15 protein-coding genes are annotated in these 17060 nt (G+C 42.2%); 9 read left to right on the forward strand and 6 right to left on the reverse strand.

All coding sequences use genetic code 11. The features are described 5' to 3' along the window. Positions 1–140 precede the first annotated feature (140 nt). Positions 141–2183, reverse strand: a complete 2043-nt coding sequence (gene metG / locus ACSX1H_RS07110; protein ID WP_439183148.1) for a methionine--tRNA ligase — start codon at positions 2181–2183, stop codon at positions 141–143. Positions 2184–2523: 340 nt separating this feature from the next. Between metG and ACSX1H_RS07115 the strand changes: the two genes are divergently transcribed. From ACSX1H_RS07115 to ACSX1H_RS07150, 8 genes are all read left to right on the forward strand, one after another. Continuing rightward, positions 2524–3423, forward strand: coding sequence for a S66 peptidase family protein (locus ACSX1H_RS07115; RefSeq protein ID WP_439183149.1), 900 nt, complete (start codon positions 2524–2526; stop codon positions 3421–3423). Positions 3424–3426: 3 nt separating this feature from the next. Beyond that, complete coding sequence (locus ACSX1H_RS07120; protein WP_439183150.1) at positions 3427–3789, forward strand: YraN family protein; 363 nt, start codon at positions 3427–3429, stop codon at positions 3787–3789. Positions 3790–3863: 74 nt separating this feature from the next. Further along, the gene (locus tag ACSX1H_RS07125; RefSeq protein ID WP_439183151.1) at positions 3864–4439 is read left to right on the forward strand and encodes a hypothetical protein; all 576 of its coding nucleotides are present in this window, start codon (positions 3864–3866) and stop codon (positions 4437–4439) included. Positions 4440–4545: 106 nt separating this feature from the next. Then, entirely contained in the window at positions 4546–4896 is a 351-nt protein-coding gene (locus ACSX1H_RS07130) for an MmcQ/YjbR family DNA-binding protein (protein WP_439183152.1), read from the forward strand. A 45-nt stretch (positions 4897–4941) separates the two neighbouring features. Then, entirely contained in the window at positions 4942–5295 is a 354-nt protein-coding gene (locus ACSX1H_RS07135) for a four helix bundle protein (RefSeq protein ID WP_439183153.1), read from the forward strand. Between the two features lie 66 nt (positions 5296–5361). Continuing rightward, positions 5362–5943, forward strand: coding sequence for a DUF502 domain-containing protein (locus ACSX1H_RS07140; RefSeq protein WP_439183154.1), 582 nt, complete (start codon positions 5362–5364; stop codon positions 5941–5943). A 28-nt stretch (positions 5944–5971) separates the two neighbouring features. Then, complete coding sequence (locus ACSX1H_RS07145) at positions 5972–6385, forward strand: septal ring lytic transglycosylase RlpA family protein (protein WP_439183155.1); 414 nt, start codon at positions 5972–5974, stop codon at positions 6383–6385. Between the two features lie 91 nt (positions 6386–6476). Next, complete coding sequence (locus tag ACSX1H_RS07150; RefSeq protein ID WP_439183156.1) at positions 6477–7352, forward strand: hypothetical protein; 876 nt, start codon at positions 6477–6479, stop codon at positions 7350–7352. 125 nt (positions 7353–7477) lie between these two features. Here the strand turns inward: ACSX1H_RS07150 and ACSX1H_RS07155 are convergent, their stop codons facing one another. The 4 genes from ACSX1H_RS07155 to ACSX1H_RS07170 form a co-directional block, all read right to left on the reverse strand. Then, the gene (locus ACSX1H_RS07155) at positions 7478–9064 is read right to left on the reverse strand and encodes a sulfatase (RefSeq protein ID WP_439183157.1); all 1587 of its coding nucleotides are present in this window, start codon (positions 9062–9064) and stop codon (positions 7478–7480) included. A 70-nt stretch (positions 9065–9134) separates the two neighbouring features. Then, positions 9135–10649, reverse strand: coding sequence for a sulfatase family protein (locus ACSX1H_RS07160; protein ID WP_439183158.1), 1515 nt, complete (start codon positions 10647–10649; stop codon positions 9135–9137). Positions 10650–10723: 74 nt separating this feature from the next. Further along, a complete protein-coding gene (locus tag ACSX1H_RS07165; protein WP_439183159.1) occupies positions 10724–12337 on the reverse strand; it encodes an alpha-L-fucosidase in 1614 nt (537 codons plus the stop codon). Positions 12338–12536: 199 nt separating this feature from the next. After that, a complete protein-coding gene (locus ACSX1H_RS07170; protein WP_439183160.1) occupies positions 12537–15374 on the reverse strand; it encodes a DUF8487 domain-containing protein in 2838 nt (945 codons plus the stop codon). Between the two features lie 510 nt (positions 15375–15884). Here ACSX1H_RS07170 and ACSX1H_RS07175 point away from each other — a divergent pair. After that, on the forward strand, positions 15885–16775 hold the full coding sequence (locus tag ACSX1H_RS07175) for an AraC family transcriptional regulator (protein ID WP_439183161.1): 891 nt from the start codon (positions 15885–15887) through the stop codon (positions 16773–16775). Between the two features lie 51 nt (positions 16776–16826). Here the strand turns inward: ACSX1H_RS07175 and ACSX1H_RS07180 are convergent, their stop codons facing one another. Beyond that, the gene (locus ACSX1H_RS07180; RefSeq protein WP_439183162.1) at positions 16827–17003 is read right to left on the reverse strand and encodes a hypothetical protein; all 177 of its coding nucleotides are present in this window, start codon (positions 17001–17003) and stop codon (positions 16827–16829) included. Positions 17004–17060: the final 57 nt, after the last annotated feature.

Raw genomic sequence — 17060 nt, forward strand, 5'->3', positions numbered from 1 at the left:
ATTATATTAAACATTCAGACTACTTATTCGAATTATTCACTTTTTTGTTTCATATATATGTTATTTCTTATCAAATAATTAGATAAAAAAAGGGTTCTGACTTATCAGAACCCTAATGTTTTCAATAATCGCAATACTATTTATCTTATTTCAGAACCTTCCTTCACCGCATTGGCCGGTGCCACAAACTCAAGTTTTCCGGTTGCGTCCTCCGCCATTAGAATCATGCCTTGCGATTCAATGCCGCGAATTTTTCGTGGGGCCAGGTTAACCAGGATGCTTACCTGCTTGCCAATAATGTCTTCGGGCTTAAAAAACTCAGCAATACCAGATACAACTGTGCGCTGATCAATTCCTGTATCCACTTTTAACTGAAGCAGCTTTTTGGTTTTCGCCACCTTCTCAGCTTCCAGAATGGTACCTACACGAATATCCATCTTCACGAAGTCATCAAACTCAATATTGGCCTTAGCCGGAGCTGCCGTTTTATTGGCCGCTTCGTTATCTTCTTTTGTTTGCTGTAATTTATCCAATTGAGCCTGAATGGTTTCGTCCTCAATCTTTTCAAACAACAACTCAGGCTTATTCACCTGGTGCCCTGCTGCCAGAAAATCTAAGTTACCGCAAGCTTCCCATGTTAAACCATCCAGGTTCAGCATACTTTGCATCTTTTTAGCGGTAAACGGCAGGAATGGCTCAATCAGAATGGAGACATTAGCCGTAATCTGTAAAGCAATATTCATGATTGTTTTCACACGCTCGGCATCTGTCTTAATCAGTTTCCAAGGCTCGGTATCGGCCAGATATTTATTACCCAAACGCGCGAGGTTGATGGCTTCTTTAACCGCCTCACGGAACTTGAAGTGATCCAGGGCATCTTCCACCTTCTTCACTAAAACAGGAATCTCATTCAACGTTTCCTTATCATAGTCAGTCAGTTCTCCTTGTGCAGGCACAAGTCCATCGTAATATTTGTGGGTCAGCACAATGGCACGGTTCACAAAGTTACCCAGGATGGCCACCAGTTCGTTATTATTGCGGGCCTGAAAATCTTTCCAGGTAAAATCGTTATCCTTTGTTTCGGGGGCGTTGGCCGTTAAGGTATATCGCAGTACATCCTGCTTATCTTTAAAGTCAATGAGGTACTCGTGCAACCAAACTGCCCAGTTACGCGATGTGGAAATCTTATCCCCTTCCAGATTCAGGAATTCGTTAGCTGGCACATTTTCTGGCAAGATGTAGCTGCCTTCGGCTTTCAACATCGAAGGGAATACAATGCAGTGGAAAACAATATTATCTTTCCCGATGAAGTGCAACATGCGTGTTTCTTCATCTTTCCAGTACTTCTCCCACTCAGGCGTTAATTCCTTTGTGGCTGAGATGTAACCAATAGGCGCATCGAACCAAACGTAAAGCACTTTGCCATCGGCTCCTTCAACAGGTACCGGCACACCCCAGTCCAGGTCGCGGCTAACGGCGCGTGGCTGCAGGCCCAGGTCAATCCACGACTTACACTGCCCGTATACATTTGACTTCCACTCTTTATGGCCATCCAAAATCCACTCCTTCAGGAACGGCTCGTGCTTGTCTAAAGGCAAATACCAGTGTTTGGTGGTTCTAATAACCGGCTTACTGCCCGAGACCACCGATCGGGGATTAACCAGGTCAGTTGCATTTAAAGATGTACCGCAGCTCTCGCACTGATCGCCATAAGCTCCTTCGCTCTTACAGTGCGGACAAGTACCCGTAATATAACGGTCGGCCAAAAACTGCTTGGCTTCCTCATCGTAATACTGCTCCGACTCTTTCTCGATGAATTCGCCCTTATCATAAAGCGTTTTGAAAAACTCACTGGCTGTTTCGTAATGCGTTTTACTGGTGGTGCGTGAATACACATCGAATGAGATACCAAATTTTTCAAAAGAATCTTTAATGATCCCGTGGAATTTATCCACAACATCCTGCGGTGTTACCCCTTCATTTTTAGCCTTTAAGGTAATTGGCACCCCATGTTCGTCGGACCCACCAATTAAAACAACATCCTCTTTCTTCAGGCGCAGATAACGCACATATATATCGGCCGGCACATACACACCTGCTAAGTGACCAATATGAACAGGACCATTGGCATAAGGCAACGCAGTGGTTACCAACGTTCTTTTAAAATCTCCAGCTTGCTTCATTCTGCTTGAATTATTTTTATGGTTACTTAAAACCTACTATTCTATGGTTTATATTAATTGCGCAAAGATACAATTGTCAGCTAGTTTTTTGGACAGTAGTGAAGAGTTTATTTCGTATAAATTTGAATATCAGCAGTACAATGAAAAATATCTGAAGCGTTTTTGCGACTCCGTAATTGTATCCGTAATATTGTAATAATTAATAACTCTACGCAAAGCCACGAAGACGCAAAGCTTCATTGCTGAATGCGATAACTCTGCGTCTGCGCGTCTCTGTGTTTCTTTTTTGTATCAGGTAAACCACTTCTGCCTACTGGCTAAAAACTAAAAAATCTAAACAATGATATTTCCAAAATCACTCGAAAAAGGCTCTACCATTGGTATTGTTGCACCAGCTGGTAAAGTTGATGCAGAAATTATCCGTTATGCTGAAAAATGCCTCCATAAAAGGGGTTATAAAGTTGTAATTGGTGAACATGCCTGTAACTCCTTTTATCAGTATGCAGGCAACGATGAACACCGCAGGGCCGATTTGCAACACATGCTTAACAGCCAGGATATTGATGCCATTTTTTGTGCACGAGGCGGCTATGGCACGATACGCATTATTGACGACATCGACCTGACCCTTTTTTTACAATACCCCAAGTGGGTGGTTGGCTACAGCGACATCACTGTGTTGCATGCAGCCTTGCAGAAAGCAGGCGTCGCATCCATCCATGGCCCGATGCCCAAAAACTTCCCCGACAAAGCGGCTGATGATGAAGACCTGATGAACCTGTTTAATTTACTTCACGGGCAACTGCCCTACTACACACTAAAAAGTCACCCTCTCAACAGGTGTGGCGAGGCTGAAGGCATCCTGATTGGGGGCAACCTGTCGTTGATTTATGCCCTGCGCGCCACCGCATTAGACCCAACGCCTCATGGCAAAATTCTGTTTATCGAAGACGTATCGGAATACCTGTACCACCTCGACCGCATGATGCAAAACCTCAAACTGAGTGGTTTTTTAAAGGAACTAAGTGGGATTGTTGTGGGCGACTTTACAGACATGCAGGATAACAATGACCCCTATGGCCAAACGGCCTACCAAATTATTAAGGAGGCGGTTGACGGCTATAACTACCCGGTACTATTTGGTTTCCCGGCCGGACACGATCACCTCAATCAACCATTGGTGATGGGCAAACGGGTGAAGCTTGTGGTCGAACAGGCACAGAGTCAACTTATTTTTTAGGCAATGGCACAGCACAATGAACTTGGCAAAGCCGGTGAGACCCTGGCGGCCAAATACCTCGAACAAAAAGGCTATAAGATACTGGAACGCAACTGGCAGTACAATCACAAAGAGATAGACCTGATTGCCATGCACGATAACTACCTGGTGGTGATTGAAGTTAAAACCCGTACTACTGATGGCTGGGAGCATCCTAAAGAAGCCATTACCAATGGTAAAATACGCTATATTGTGGAGGCTACCGAGGCATATATTAACGAAACCGACCTGGAAAATGAAGTACGCTTTGATGTGGTCACGCTGATACCCAACGGAAACGACTGGGCGATTGAACACATTGAAGAGGCCTTTCATCCCACTTTGTAAAAAACACGCACGATGATGGATTAAGGCGGTGAAACAGATGGAGTAACATGATGCGTCCCCCTAAAACCGATAAGATGAAAAAGCTTTCATACCAGCGCCCTTTTCCAAGAGGGAAATACCCAGTTTACACGTTTGTACTCATGATCGTTTTAGGTTGCGCTGGAAGTGGTTTTGCCCAAACGGATAGTACTTATTACCGGGTGTCAAAACAAGAGGAATCCAATTTCAGGCGCCAAGTCTATTTGTTGGAAGCGATGTTAAGTCTGATGACGCACCCCTTAATCGAACCCTTATCGGCTGATGGATGGAAGGAGTTGAATGGACACTATCAGCCCGGCATCACCATTGAACTAAAATCCGGATTAACCTGGCATACCGATAGCACGGCACCGCCTAAACCATTTCTTTTTATTCCCAGAGTATATACAAAAAAAGGGCTTACAAAGCCCGAAATAGCTGAGCGCCTGCAGTACCAGCAAGTACTGAAAGAGTTGGACAACAAGAAAAATATTAAACAGATTATTATTGACGATATTGCAACTGACAGCATAAATATGAAGAGATACCGCACCCGCTTTATCTATGAATACGACCCATCGCTAAAGCTTGTATTAAAAGAGAAACTGAAAACAATTGACAGTGAACACTAGAAAATCACAGTAAAGAGCCATCAGGCACATACTTTTAGGATAGTTTTGTGCTTCTTCTTTAAACAACAGCCAAACACACATCACTAACTCAATAAACCATTTACGCATGAACATAGAAGATTTCAGAGACTATTGCCTGGCCAAACCGGCCGTTACCGAGGAGTTCCCCTTCGATGAAGTAACACTGGTTTTTAAAGTAGCCGGCAAAATGTTTGCCCTCACCAGTTTGGATAAAGACTTTAGCATCAACCTGAAGTGCAACCCTGAACGCGCCATTGAACTGCGCGAAGAGTACCCGGCCATTCAACCGGGCTACCACATGAACAAAATGCATTGGAACACTGTATACATTGATGGGTCGCTAAAAGACGACTTCCTTAGAGAACTGATTGACCATTCCTACGAATTAATTGTTAAAAGCTTAACCAAAAAGGTAAGAGAAGAGAATAAGCTTTAGATATAAAACATAGGAAGTAAGATTCAAGACATAAGATACTACACGATGCATAATTTCAGAGAGTTAAAGGTTTGGGGAAAAGCGAGGCTTCTTGTTAAAGACATTTATCTGCTTACGAAAGACTTACCTGAAGAAGAACAGTTTGGACTTATCAGTCAGATGCGCAGAGCTTCAATTTCAATACCTTCGAACATTGCTGAAGGTACCGGACGGAGAACGGATAAAGAATTTGGTCGATTTCTTGATATCGCAATAGGTTCTGCTTATAATTTGGAGACCCAATTAATACTTTGCCTTGACTTAGGTTTTATCGTTGATAAAGTCTTTAAGGATTATGAAGATAAGATTCAGGAAATAGAAAGAATGGTTTACTCGTTAAGAGGAAAACTCAATTACTAAACGTTTTACTAACCTCTATTGTCTTACTTCTTTTATCTTGCATCTTTTGTCAATAACTAAAAAACAATGAAAAAACTAGCTAAATACTTTTTCCAGGGACTATTATACGTGGTACCACTGGCCGTTACGCTTTATATCATTGTATTTGCTTTTATCTGGCTCGATGGCCTGTTACGCGATCTGGAGATGTTTCAGCAAGCTCCCTACGCCCAATTCAACTTTCCGGGACTAGGGTTGCTGGTCATTATTCTGTGCATCACGCTTATTGGGTTCATTGGTCAGAAACTGGTAACAACACCCATTGAGAACCGATTTGAACGCGGACTTAAGAAAGCACCCCTTATCAAGGTCATCTACACCTCGGTTAAAGACTTGCTCTCGGCCTTTGTGGGCAAAGAGCGTAAGTTTGAGCAACCAGTGCTGGTAACATTAGATACTGAAGGCGTTATGCAGCGCTTTGGTTTTATCACAGCCACCAACCTCAACGAGTTGGGCATTGAGGATAAAATTGCCGTTTACCTGCCCAGCTCCTACGGCATACTGGGCGAATTGTACGTGGTACCAGCCCAAAATGTGAAACCCATCGATGCCCATCCGGCCGATGTAATGAAGTTTATAGTTTCCGGTGGTGTGGCAAAAATTAAATAGCATGCGTCTGCTCCTGACTATCGCCCTTGTGCTGTCGGCCCTCAGCGGCCTTGCGCAAGAAATCTATCAAACAGGTAAGGCCTCGTTCTATGCCAGCCACTTTGATGGACGCCTAACCGCCAGTGGCGAACGATTCTCCAACCAGCAGATGACGGCCGCCCACCGTACCCTGCCCTTTGGCACCAAACTACGGGTGACCAACCTGAGCAATCAAAAATCGGTTATCGTCACCATTAACGATCGGGGGCCTTTTATAAAAGGGCGCATCATCGATGTGAGCCAAAAGGCGGCCCGTGCCCTGGGGTTCTATCAGCAAGGCATTGCCACGGTGCGTATCGAAAGCCTGCGCCATCCCCTTCCGCCCGATTCACTGGCGCAACCCCTTCAATACCTCCGCCCTAAAAACAAGCCTGTTGCCTATCCTAAAAAGCACTTACCTTAGGTAAAATGCGAAAAAGCAAGGGCGGGCATGTATTTGTCAGGCACGGCATTTGATTGTATCTTCGCGGCATAAACACCAAAACTTATTTATAATGAAGAAGGTATTCATCATACTATCCATTGTATTACTGGCCGCTTGTAACCCTACAGCCAAGCTGCCCACACTCCAGTCTGAAGCCGACATTGCTTTTAACCAGGCCGACTATACCAAGGCCTACACGCTCTACTCCGAATACATTAAGCTGGCCGAGGCCAATAATGTTGAAGTGGCCAAAGAGTTGTGGATCAAAAAAGCCCAAAGCAGTGTACAAATCGATAAAAGCAGCGAAGCGGCCACCATCTACGACCGCCTGCTGAAAGATGATGCCAACATTGGCTTAATAGCGGAGTATGCCCAGTTGCTGCAACGCGAAGGACAAGCCGAGCAGGAGCTCAGCCTCTGGAACAGCTATTCAGATAAAATAAGTACGCCCGAGCTGGCAACCCTTAAAACCGAACGTTTGGTGTTTTTAAACGCCGCCAATAATAACAACGAGGCCTTGGTAAAGGCTTACGAAAGCAAGGGCGCCGCCACCGTGTCCAAAGAAGCCCAACTGGCTTACATTATGGCTTTGGAAGCCACCAAAAATGAAACAAAAGCGGTAAAGGCCTGTAACGAACTGCTGCGAGCCCAGCCAAAGTACGAGGCTGCCCTTGAGTGGAAAGCCAAATACTACTACAACAAAGCCGAAGACCGCTACAAATATGAGATGGCTAAATACAACAAAAATAAAAATGCCACCACCTATGCTTACCTGCGTCGCGACCTGAAAAAGATTTCAGGTGATTTTCGTATTGCCCGTGACTGTTTTATTCAGTTGCGCAAGATAGACCCGGCCAATCAGAGCTACATTAAATACCTGAAAAATACCTACCTGCGTTTGGATCAGAATGAAGAAGCCGCCAAAATGGACAGGCTGATAAAATAAGAAGATTTTAAAAAATTAAAATACCTATCTCCTCCTTGGCAAGGAGGAGATTATCTTTCAACGATAAGGATCCAAATGGAGTGTCTTCCATTTTATGGGCATGCAACCACTACTCATTCTTTTCCCTACTCACTTCCCCACCAATCATCGTTAGGTCGCCAGTTAGGACTCAGCATTTGCGTCCGCTGCTTTTCAAGTCTTTGATAAAGTTGAGTTCTGTATCTTTCTAACACGGCATGGTGTGCTTTCTCGTTATAAAGTGAATCTGGTGTGGCATATCGGGCATTGACCGACTGGAGCCAATTCAGCAACTTGTTTCGCATCTGAGTGGTTAACAGTTGCTCTTGTGCCGACAAATCTTTTGTCTCCCCAATATCTTCGGTCAAATTGTACAACTCATCCCGTCCATCTTCCCAATAATGAATCAATTTATAATCGCCCTCCCTGATTATTGCATGTGGTTCACCTCCTTGGTTTCCATAATGCGGATAATGCCAATAAAGAGGCCTGCTTGAAATCGTATCCCCTTGTAACAAAGGTACTAAACTTACGCCATCTTGATGCTCTTCAGGTTTGGGAGGCAGACCTGCCAATTCGAGGATAGTTGGATATAAGTCGGCTCCGGTAACAGGTGTTGAGTTAGTTACACCATTTTCATCCAGCCAGGGAACATAAATAAAGTAAGGAACTCTAATTCCTCCTTCCCATTGATAGCCTTTACCACCTCGTAAGTGCAAGCTATTAGTCGAATAATTATCTCCGGAAACAACACCCCCATTATCTGAGGTGAATACAATCATTGTATTCTGTGCCACCCCTAAATCCTCCAGAGTTTGCATAACACTTCCAATCGCCTCATCCACTTGTTCCACTAAACCGGCATAAACAGGATTGTCCTGGTGTTTACGATACGGAAGTATGCGCTCCATTTCAAAACCTTTTGGGGCAATTCCTATCGAATCGGCTTTGTTTCGGTACTTTGTCCACTTCTCTTTGGTGGTTTGAATAGGACCATGAACAGCATAAAAAGAAAGGTAAGCCAAAAAGTTTGAGTCTTTATGCTGTTCGATAAACGCCTTGGTTTCATTGGCCAGCTTCATAGAAAGGCTCATTCCTTTTTCATCCGGATAATCAGTTAAGTATGGGTTATTAAATGGAGAGAAATAACCTCCCGTATACGGACCACCTTGATGAAAGCCGCCTTTATTAATGTCAAAACCATGATGGGTTGGTAAGGAATTATCTTTTTCGCCACCAAGATGCCATTTACCGGCAAAGAAGGTATGATAACCACTTTCTTTCAAAGCTTCAGGCCATGTAACATCGTCATGATTCAGGAAGGGTTTATATGCGGGAGGCAAGAGCCTGGTATGCCGTTCCATACTCCTCCAATCTTCGCCATAAGGCGCTCCAATGTATTCGGTAATGCCATGACGCGCCGTAAACTTACCGGTCAGTAAACTGGCTCTGGAAGGACTGCAAACAGCACAAGCCGCGTAGCCATTGGTGAAATTGACACCATTAGCAGCAATTTTATCAATATTTGGAGTTTCATAATATTCACTTCCCATGCAACTGAGATCTGAATAACCAAGATCATCAACAACAATAAAAAGGATGTTTGGTTTACTAATTTTTTCCGGCTCTGTAGTACAGGCACTCATTACTATTGCTGCAGTAAAAAGGAAAAGCAATTTATTTATAACATTCATATTCAATCACTTTAGTTAGATTACAGGCGATTAGTTGCAGGAGCTTAGAGGATGTTAGGCGTTAAGAATATTATTCAACACCATAAACCGTATTCAGGTGGTTTTCTTTTAGCCTCATCAACTCATTATGCAATTTCTCTGAGAGTTCGGGATGCTGTTCTAAAATATTATTTTCCTCTGAGGGATCTTTATCAAGGTCATATAATTCTCCTCCTCGATTGTTGAAATAAATGTATTTCATATGGTCTTTTCGGAGCGCCAGTCCTCTATCTGAATTCATTTGTTCTATAAGTACATGAGCTCCTTTTTTGTCGATACCCATCAATGCATTCCAATAATTTCTAGTGTCTAAGTTTGTAATATTGGGAACGGTTATGTTAAAATAATGAGCAAAAGATGCCAGCATATCAACCTGGCTTACCAAAGCCGATGATACCTGCGGCTTAATTTTTCCCGGCCATTTGATAATAAAAGGTACTCGGGTTCCACCTTCATAAATGGAGTATTTGCCTCCCCTGTAGATACCATTAGCATCGTGACCACCTTCATTTGAGCCATCTTCATAACCACCATCAATAAACACGGGTCCGTTATCACTCGAAAAAATAACAATTGTGTTCTCTTCCAAACCCTTCTCTTTTAATAACTCTGTTATTTGTCCGACGCACCAATCCAATTGCACCACATTATCCCCCCTGTAACCTAATGTGGTTGCCCCTTTAAAGCGTGGGTGTGGCAACCTGGGCGCATGAATATCATTGGTTGTTAGCAACAAAAAAAATGGCTTATCATCATTTCTATTGATAAAGTTTTTGGCTTTATCTACCAGGTTATCTGCAATATCAACATCTTTCCACAATGCTTTTTTGCCCCCCTTCATATAACCAATGCGTCCAACACCATTAATGACAGAACATTGATGATTTTTGTCTCCTTGATATACAGTAATGGACTCAGGGTTTTCGAGTGCATCAGGGTATTTCGTTCCGGGGATTGAGTCGTGGATTGGCGTTAAAGATACAGTGATAGGATCGTTGGGATCGTGCTTGTATACTTTATCATTTTCGACAAAAACAAAAGGAGAACGATCGTTGGACGAAGGAATGATAAAAGAGTAATCGAAACCCACATCGTTGGGGCCTGCTGTTATCTTCTTATTCCAATCCATGTTGCCATTTCCTAGGCCCAAGTGCCATTTCCCAATAATAGCGGTTTGATAGCCGGCTTGTTGAAAGAGGCTTCCCAATGTAAACTGACCTGGTTGAATCAATGCCGGCGCATTTACCGGTTGAATGGTAATTTTTTTCCTAAATCCCATCTCTCCGGTAAGCAAAGCATATCTTGACGGGCTGCAGGTTGAAGCGGCACAGTGTCCGTCAGTAAATCGAATGCCTTCGGCCGCCAGTTTATCTATGTTGGGAGTTGGGATTAATGCAGCTCCATAAACACCCACATCACTATAGCCAATGTCATCGGCATATATCATTACCACATTGGGCTGCTTTCTATTATTGGCATCATCATGACATGCAGCAAATAAACAAAGAACTAACAACCATGCTGTTGATGCAATTATTTTCTTCATTTTTACTCTTTCCCTTTAATTAATATTCCTCTTATAACCTAGTAAACCTAATCATTACTGTCTCCAGCCTTATATTATAATGCGCCCTTAACCTTAAAGACAGTCACGTAGTCATTTGGCCGTTCAGCAGAAACATCAATAGTTAGCCTCTCTGCATCTTGTTTAAACATAACTTTTGAGCGACTACCCAACATTTTAATTGAAGTAATCTCTTTTACATGATGCTTTGAGTCTAATCCTAATGCAGGAATCTCAATTTCTCCTGCTTTCGGATTCAGTACATAAAGGTAGAGTACATCACCTTTGGTTGTAAAACGCACTTCATCATGTCCATACTGAGGACTGCCAGCTGTTCTTTCATTAAAATGGTGATTATTTTTAAGTTTTTTCAATGCTTCCAGATCAGCTTCGGTGGCAGCTTCACTTGACAGGCGTTTCTCAATTGAATTGAGATTGTCGCCATGTATTTTCCAAGGTTTAGTGGCATGAACCGCCTCCTCATTAAGATTAATCCAATTTCCAACCTCATCAAGCAAATCTATTTGCTCTGGCGGAATTGTTCCATCTGGCAACAACTCAACATTGAGCAAGAGATTCCCGTTTTTACTCATGTAATCAACCAACAATTCAATAATTGACCTTGCGTTATGCCGGTATTCTAGTTTTCCACTATCCTCTTTGTAGAACCACGTTCTGGGAGTAGTGATTCCCTGCCAGGGATATGGCAATATCTCGTTAGCTCCTCCGCGTTCAATATCTTTTACTGTTGAAGGCTCCTTATGAAATTTACCGGCTATTACAGTGTTGATTTCTCCATCTTTTTCAAGACTATGATTGAAAAAGTTTTCGCACACTCTCTTACCATATTCTTTATATGGGAATCCATATCCATCGAACCAAAGCAGGTCAACGTCGTATTTAGTAACCAGTTCAGTATGCCTCTGCATCCAATTGTTCTTGACCTCCTCAATGTATTCAGGCGTTCTTTTTTCAGGAGGTAAGCCATAAAGCTTTGCCGGATCCAGTCCTTCCCACCATTTACCTTTTCCATCTTCCTTGGTCATATGCCCATCGTATGGAACGCCCTTGTATTTGCCTTCTTTGTCTGAATCAAAAGCGGGCAACCACCAACGCAAAAAGCGATCGTCGTGAGAGCTAACACCAAATGGAATACCGTATTTCTTGGCGGACGCTGAAAATTCGCCAATGATATCTTTCTTTGGTCCAACATTTACAGAGTTCCACTCCAAATAGGTAGAATTAAAATTGTCAAAATGATCATGGTGATTGGCCAACGCCACAAAATACTTTGCCCCTATCTTCTTGAAGTATTTTAATAAAGCGTCTGTATCCAGATTTTCTGCTTTCCATTCATTGATCACATCCTTGTAACCAATTTCCGATGGATGCCCATAGGTTTTGCAATGATACGGATAAGCGTTTTCCCCCCACGTTTCGCTCCCCACATCGGGCATATACATGTGTCGGGCATACCAGCCTCCACCTTCTTTAGGCTCTGTTTGCGCTCCCCAGTGCACCCATATTCCAAAGCGGGCTTCGGTGTACCAGGCGGGAAACTGATACTGTTCCCGCAATTCTTCCCATGAATACTCTTTCTCCTGAGAGAAGCACACAGTACTCATTGATGTTAGTAGCGCTAAGGCTAGAAGGACTTTCTTTCGATTCATATCAGCTGTTCTTACAAAATTATCTTTCTATTACTATCGATAAAGTTAGACTTGAATAGTTGCGCATTCAACCTGCTAACTCCAATTGAATTATACATTGTGTTCTGGACACCAACCCGGGTTATTTCCGCTCTCCCGTATTTACAGGTAGGTTTGTTCTGCTCAGTTATCGAATGCTGCCTAACCACCTTCTGTCTGACTATTTATACAACTCAAGTATGTCAGTTAACTCTAGCTCTGCAACGGGTTTAAATTGGTCGCTCTCCATGTATTTCACCAAGCTGCTTCGCATCTGTCTGGCTTCCGGTCGTTCAGCTAAGTTACTTACCAGGTCAACTCCGGATACCATTAAATGGCCACCCCCGGCATTTGCTTCAAAGACCAAGGCTAACCGGCGGTTCTTTACCCAATCGTCAATAACCCGAACAATCGGCTGAACATCACTTGATAAATCTTCAAGAGATATGGCATCGGAATGACTCATGGCATCCCACCATTGCCAGTTTGAATGATACTCGGTCGGAAAGTCATTAAATGCTGCATGCATTGGATCGCACAAAATGCCCAATGTAGTAGGTTTTTGGTCGGTCGCCCATGCTGTATTCCAGAAAATACTGGAAAAACCAATACCAATATCACCTCCATATTCTGGTTTCACACTTCCTTTTTTGGAAGTAAGCAGCACTTTCCCACCGTTCTGCAGTGCTTCAATGGCTTTTGTATTTAATTGTTGTACAACAAGTACCAGATCGGATTCTAGTTGTGGTTTATTGGGGTAAACCCAGAAATCCCAGTCATTAGCATATCCATTAATACTCACTTCTAAATTTAATTGAATGGCTTTATCTGTTTCAATAGAAGTGGAGATGCTCCCTAAAGGATATGCGCTGGTTAAAGGAATATTTATTGCATCAAGGTGGCCTGATTGCAGTATCTCTCCCTTCGTATTTTTGATGCTCCATTGCGGCACCACCTGCTTTAACGCAACTTTACCATAGTGGGTGACTTCAACATCTAAACTTATGGCTTCTGCACTTTGATAAATATGTTTTGGGAATCTGACTAATGGGACGGTTTGGTTACAGAACCTGCTATAATCATCAGCTGTTATATAACCTTTCTCATCCCAAAACACATCGAGAACACCGACAAGTGCAGTCCCCTGCCCGGGAAAATCATGTAAATCAAGCAGCTGAAAACCTCCAAAACCAGGAGTGCGCAATGCCGCTTCAATATCGGCCTTATAGCAGAGCGCCTGTAACTTTCCAGAAGCCAATAGGAAACTATCGGCCAAATGACCCATGTGATGCGCCTCTAAACTCTTTTGAAACAACTCGAAATTAGTAGCTTTCAGATGCCCATCGTATTTATCTATCTCTTTAAAATTAGGATAGGCACACCATTGACCTATTTCGTGAGCGATAATTGGTGTCGCGAGCTTTTGAGTAGCTTCTCTCCAATCGTAATCACTTCGTGGTGCCTCACGGTTGATGATGCTATTAAGACTTTGGCCCCAACCTTGAATCCGGACATTGTTGGCTGTATTGTGAAAGTCGTTCACTTCAATCACTGGCCAACCGGCACCGGCTGTATATAGTCTTCTATCATCTTTTTGTTTATAATGGGTAACCCACTCTCCAAGAAATTTTCGATGATTTCTCCCTGAAGGTTCATTACCATGTGTCATTAAACAAAACGACGGATGATTTCCGTAAGCTTCGATAATTCTATCGGTTTCTTCGTATATCCAATTATCAAAAGGTTTGTCGGCTCCAACACTAGCGCCACCCATCACTGGCCATGCAGAACTCTCTGCCTGCAGATAGAAGCCCAACTCATCGGCAGCCATAAAAGCAGCTTCCGGAGGGCACCAGGAGTGGAAACGCATATGGTTTAACCCATGCGCTTTACAAATCTCTATTATTCTTTTCCATTCACCCACTTCAGTTGGTGGATACCCTGTTTTTGGGAAAATTGCGCACTCCAAGGTACCCCTGAAATACACCGGGCGGTTATTAATTTTGATTTGCTTATCAACAACCTTAATTTCCCGCATGCCAAAGGTGGTCTCTTTTTGGCTGTTAAAGCCCTCTCCTGCAACTTGAGCCTTTAGGGTGTAAAGGTTGGGTGTAAACTCATCCCATAGCTTTACATCTACACCCATGTCTATTTCATATTTTTGGGTTTGTAAGCCTGGATTAATTTTAGCTTTGAAATGGCCTTGATGGGCAGGCTCGTTTGTTGATTTAAGATTTGCCTGCAAATTGATGGTTGCCTGTTGAGTTTTGTTTGTTTGATTATCAACATTTAATACAACCACCACTTTTTTATGCTCTACATCAGGGTAGCACTTGATGCGAGCTATGTTGACTGCATCCGACTTGATTAGTTTCAATTCGCCAGTTATACCATTCCAATTCCCTTGTGTGTGGTCTGAAACACTATGTGCATCAGGGCCAATATTTACAGCCTTCATTCTGTTATCCACCCTTATTGTTAGAGTATGAGCTCCAGGTGAAAGAAAGCCACTTAAATCATATTCATGAGGTGTGCCCAAAGCATTATTGTAGCCTACTTCTGTTTGGTTAACCCAAACTTTGGTTTCCCAATGACATCTTTCCAGGTAAAGTCGGATGCTTTTACCCTGCCAATCATTTGGAATGTTTACTGTTTTTTGAAACCAGGCTGCACCGTAATAATGAAGCTCCGGAATAAGCCAATAGGGAAATCGAAAAACAGAATCGTTAAGATATGGCCGGTAATCCGGGTCTGTATACCATTCTTTATTTTTAATCGTCCCCAGCCATTGGGTTGCATGATCAACTTTTCTTCCTTTGCCATTATCGGCTAATGAACCTGGCAGTTTAACCGTTTCTGAAAATTCTTTTTCGAACCATTTTTCCGAAATGCCTTGATCCAATGAATCAATTCGGAAACTCCAATCCCCTGAAAGGTCTAACTCATTATTAACCTCTCTATTGCACGCTCCGAATAACAGTGCCAATAACAAAAACCTTATTATTCTAGAAATAATCATATCTAAATTACTTTATAAACTCTTCTTCAATTTCCTCTAAAGACTTCCCTTATCTAAGTCCATTGTCCATATACTAAGCAGCCTATTTGAGTACTTCCTGAGAATCATTAAGACGCTGTACTCTGTTGCTAATATTTCGCCTGAAATTTTCTTCCTGTCCAATTTTAGTTAACCTACATGGAAGCCAGTGGACAAAAACGCTCATCGAAAGACTTTGCACCAACAAAAGCCTTACCGCCATAAGCCAAAAAAAGCCCACCAAACACTGAAACCATCAATCTACTCAATAGGTATTTAGTGTTATAGTGTGTCATTTCATTTTAGATTATAGCTCCTTTACAAAAAAATTAAATTTAATAGTGTAAAAAAATGGCTACATTGCTTAAATACATGGATAATCTTATTGCTATCAATTAGACACCTTTCAGATAATAGCCGAATGTCGGTTATCTTATCATTTTACATACCAATAGATTACAATTGATATGGAGAAAACAGGGATGAACAATTATGGATTTTAGAATTAAAAATGAGAAAGAGCTAACAAAGCGGGAATCAGTGGTTTTACCTGATAATATTTTAGCGAAACTACTTGCCGATCCTATAAGCAAAAACCTGCATTTAACGGATATTGGCTTTTATCCAAAAGCCAAACATCATTATAGGGCTCGTGAATGTGGATGCAATCAATTTATTCTCATTTACTGTATTGAAGGTGAAGGATGGATTTCTTTAAATGGGAAAAAGGTGAATATTGGCACCAATCAATATTTTGTATTACCGCCTCACGTGCCACATGCCTACTCAAGCAGTAAAGCACATCCTTGGAGCATCTATTGGGTGCATTTTACTGGTGAGCTAGCTGAGCACTTCTACGACCCTACTAATGTGCCAAAAACAATACCCAACTCGGACCACTACCGGATTGATGACCGAATTCAGCTATTTAATGAGATTATGAAAATTCTGGAAATGGGCTATAGCACGGAAAATTTGCAATATGCCAACATCTGCTTATTGCATTTTCTATCCTCTTTTAAGTACATCAGTCAATATAAACAAATACAAAAAGAAGACGAGACTGATGTAATCACGAAGTCCATTTCCTATATGAAACAAAACCTGACGAAAAAACAGAATTTAAATGCTCTTGCCAGTGAATCAAAACTATCTGTTTCGCAATACTCATCACTCTTTCGTAAAAAAACAGGAAGATCACCCATCGATTACTTGACTAATTTAAGGATCCAAAAAGCGTGTCAGTTATTGGATAATTCCAACCTACAAATTAGTGCTATCGCCAAAAGGGTAAGTTATTCAGATCCATTTCATTTTTCCCGCATTTTTAAACAAGTAATGGGCTGTTCACCACTTAACTACCGAAAACAACCAAAAGGTTAGACATTTATAGAGTACTAAATAACAAAAAATGACCCCACCAATTTTGGCACTTCACGGCAATGCTGAATAGACATCTTTAATCAGCTTTTGGATGATGGCATCCCCGATTATTCTGAAGGGATAGTTTCGTTCGGCAAAGTACTTATCGGCCTTCTCTTTACCAACAAGAGATACCAGCCTTTCGTACTCGTCTTCCAAAAACTTTTCTTTTTTCTTACCCTCCCTCATCGGTGAGCTTTTAGGATGGTGACAAATTCTATTTATACAAACGCAAGGTCGCTGCAT

It is taken from the genome of Carboxylicivirga taeanensis (assembly GCF_051851475.1).
Taxonomy (GTDB): Bacteria; Bacteroidota; Bacteroidia; order Bacteroidales; family Marinilabiliaceae; genus Carboxylicivirga; species Carboxylicivirga taeanensis.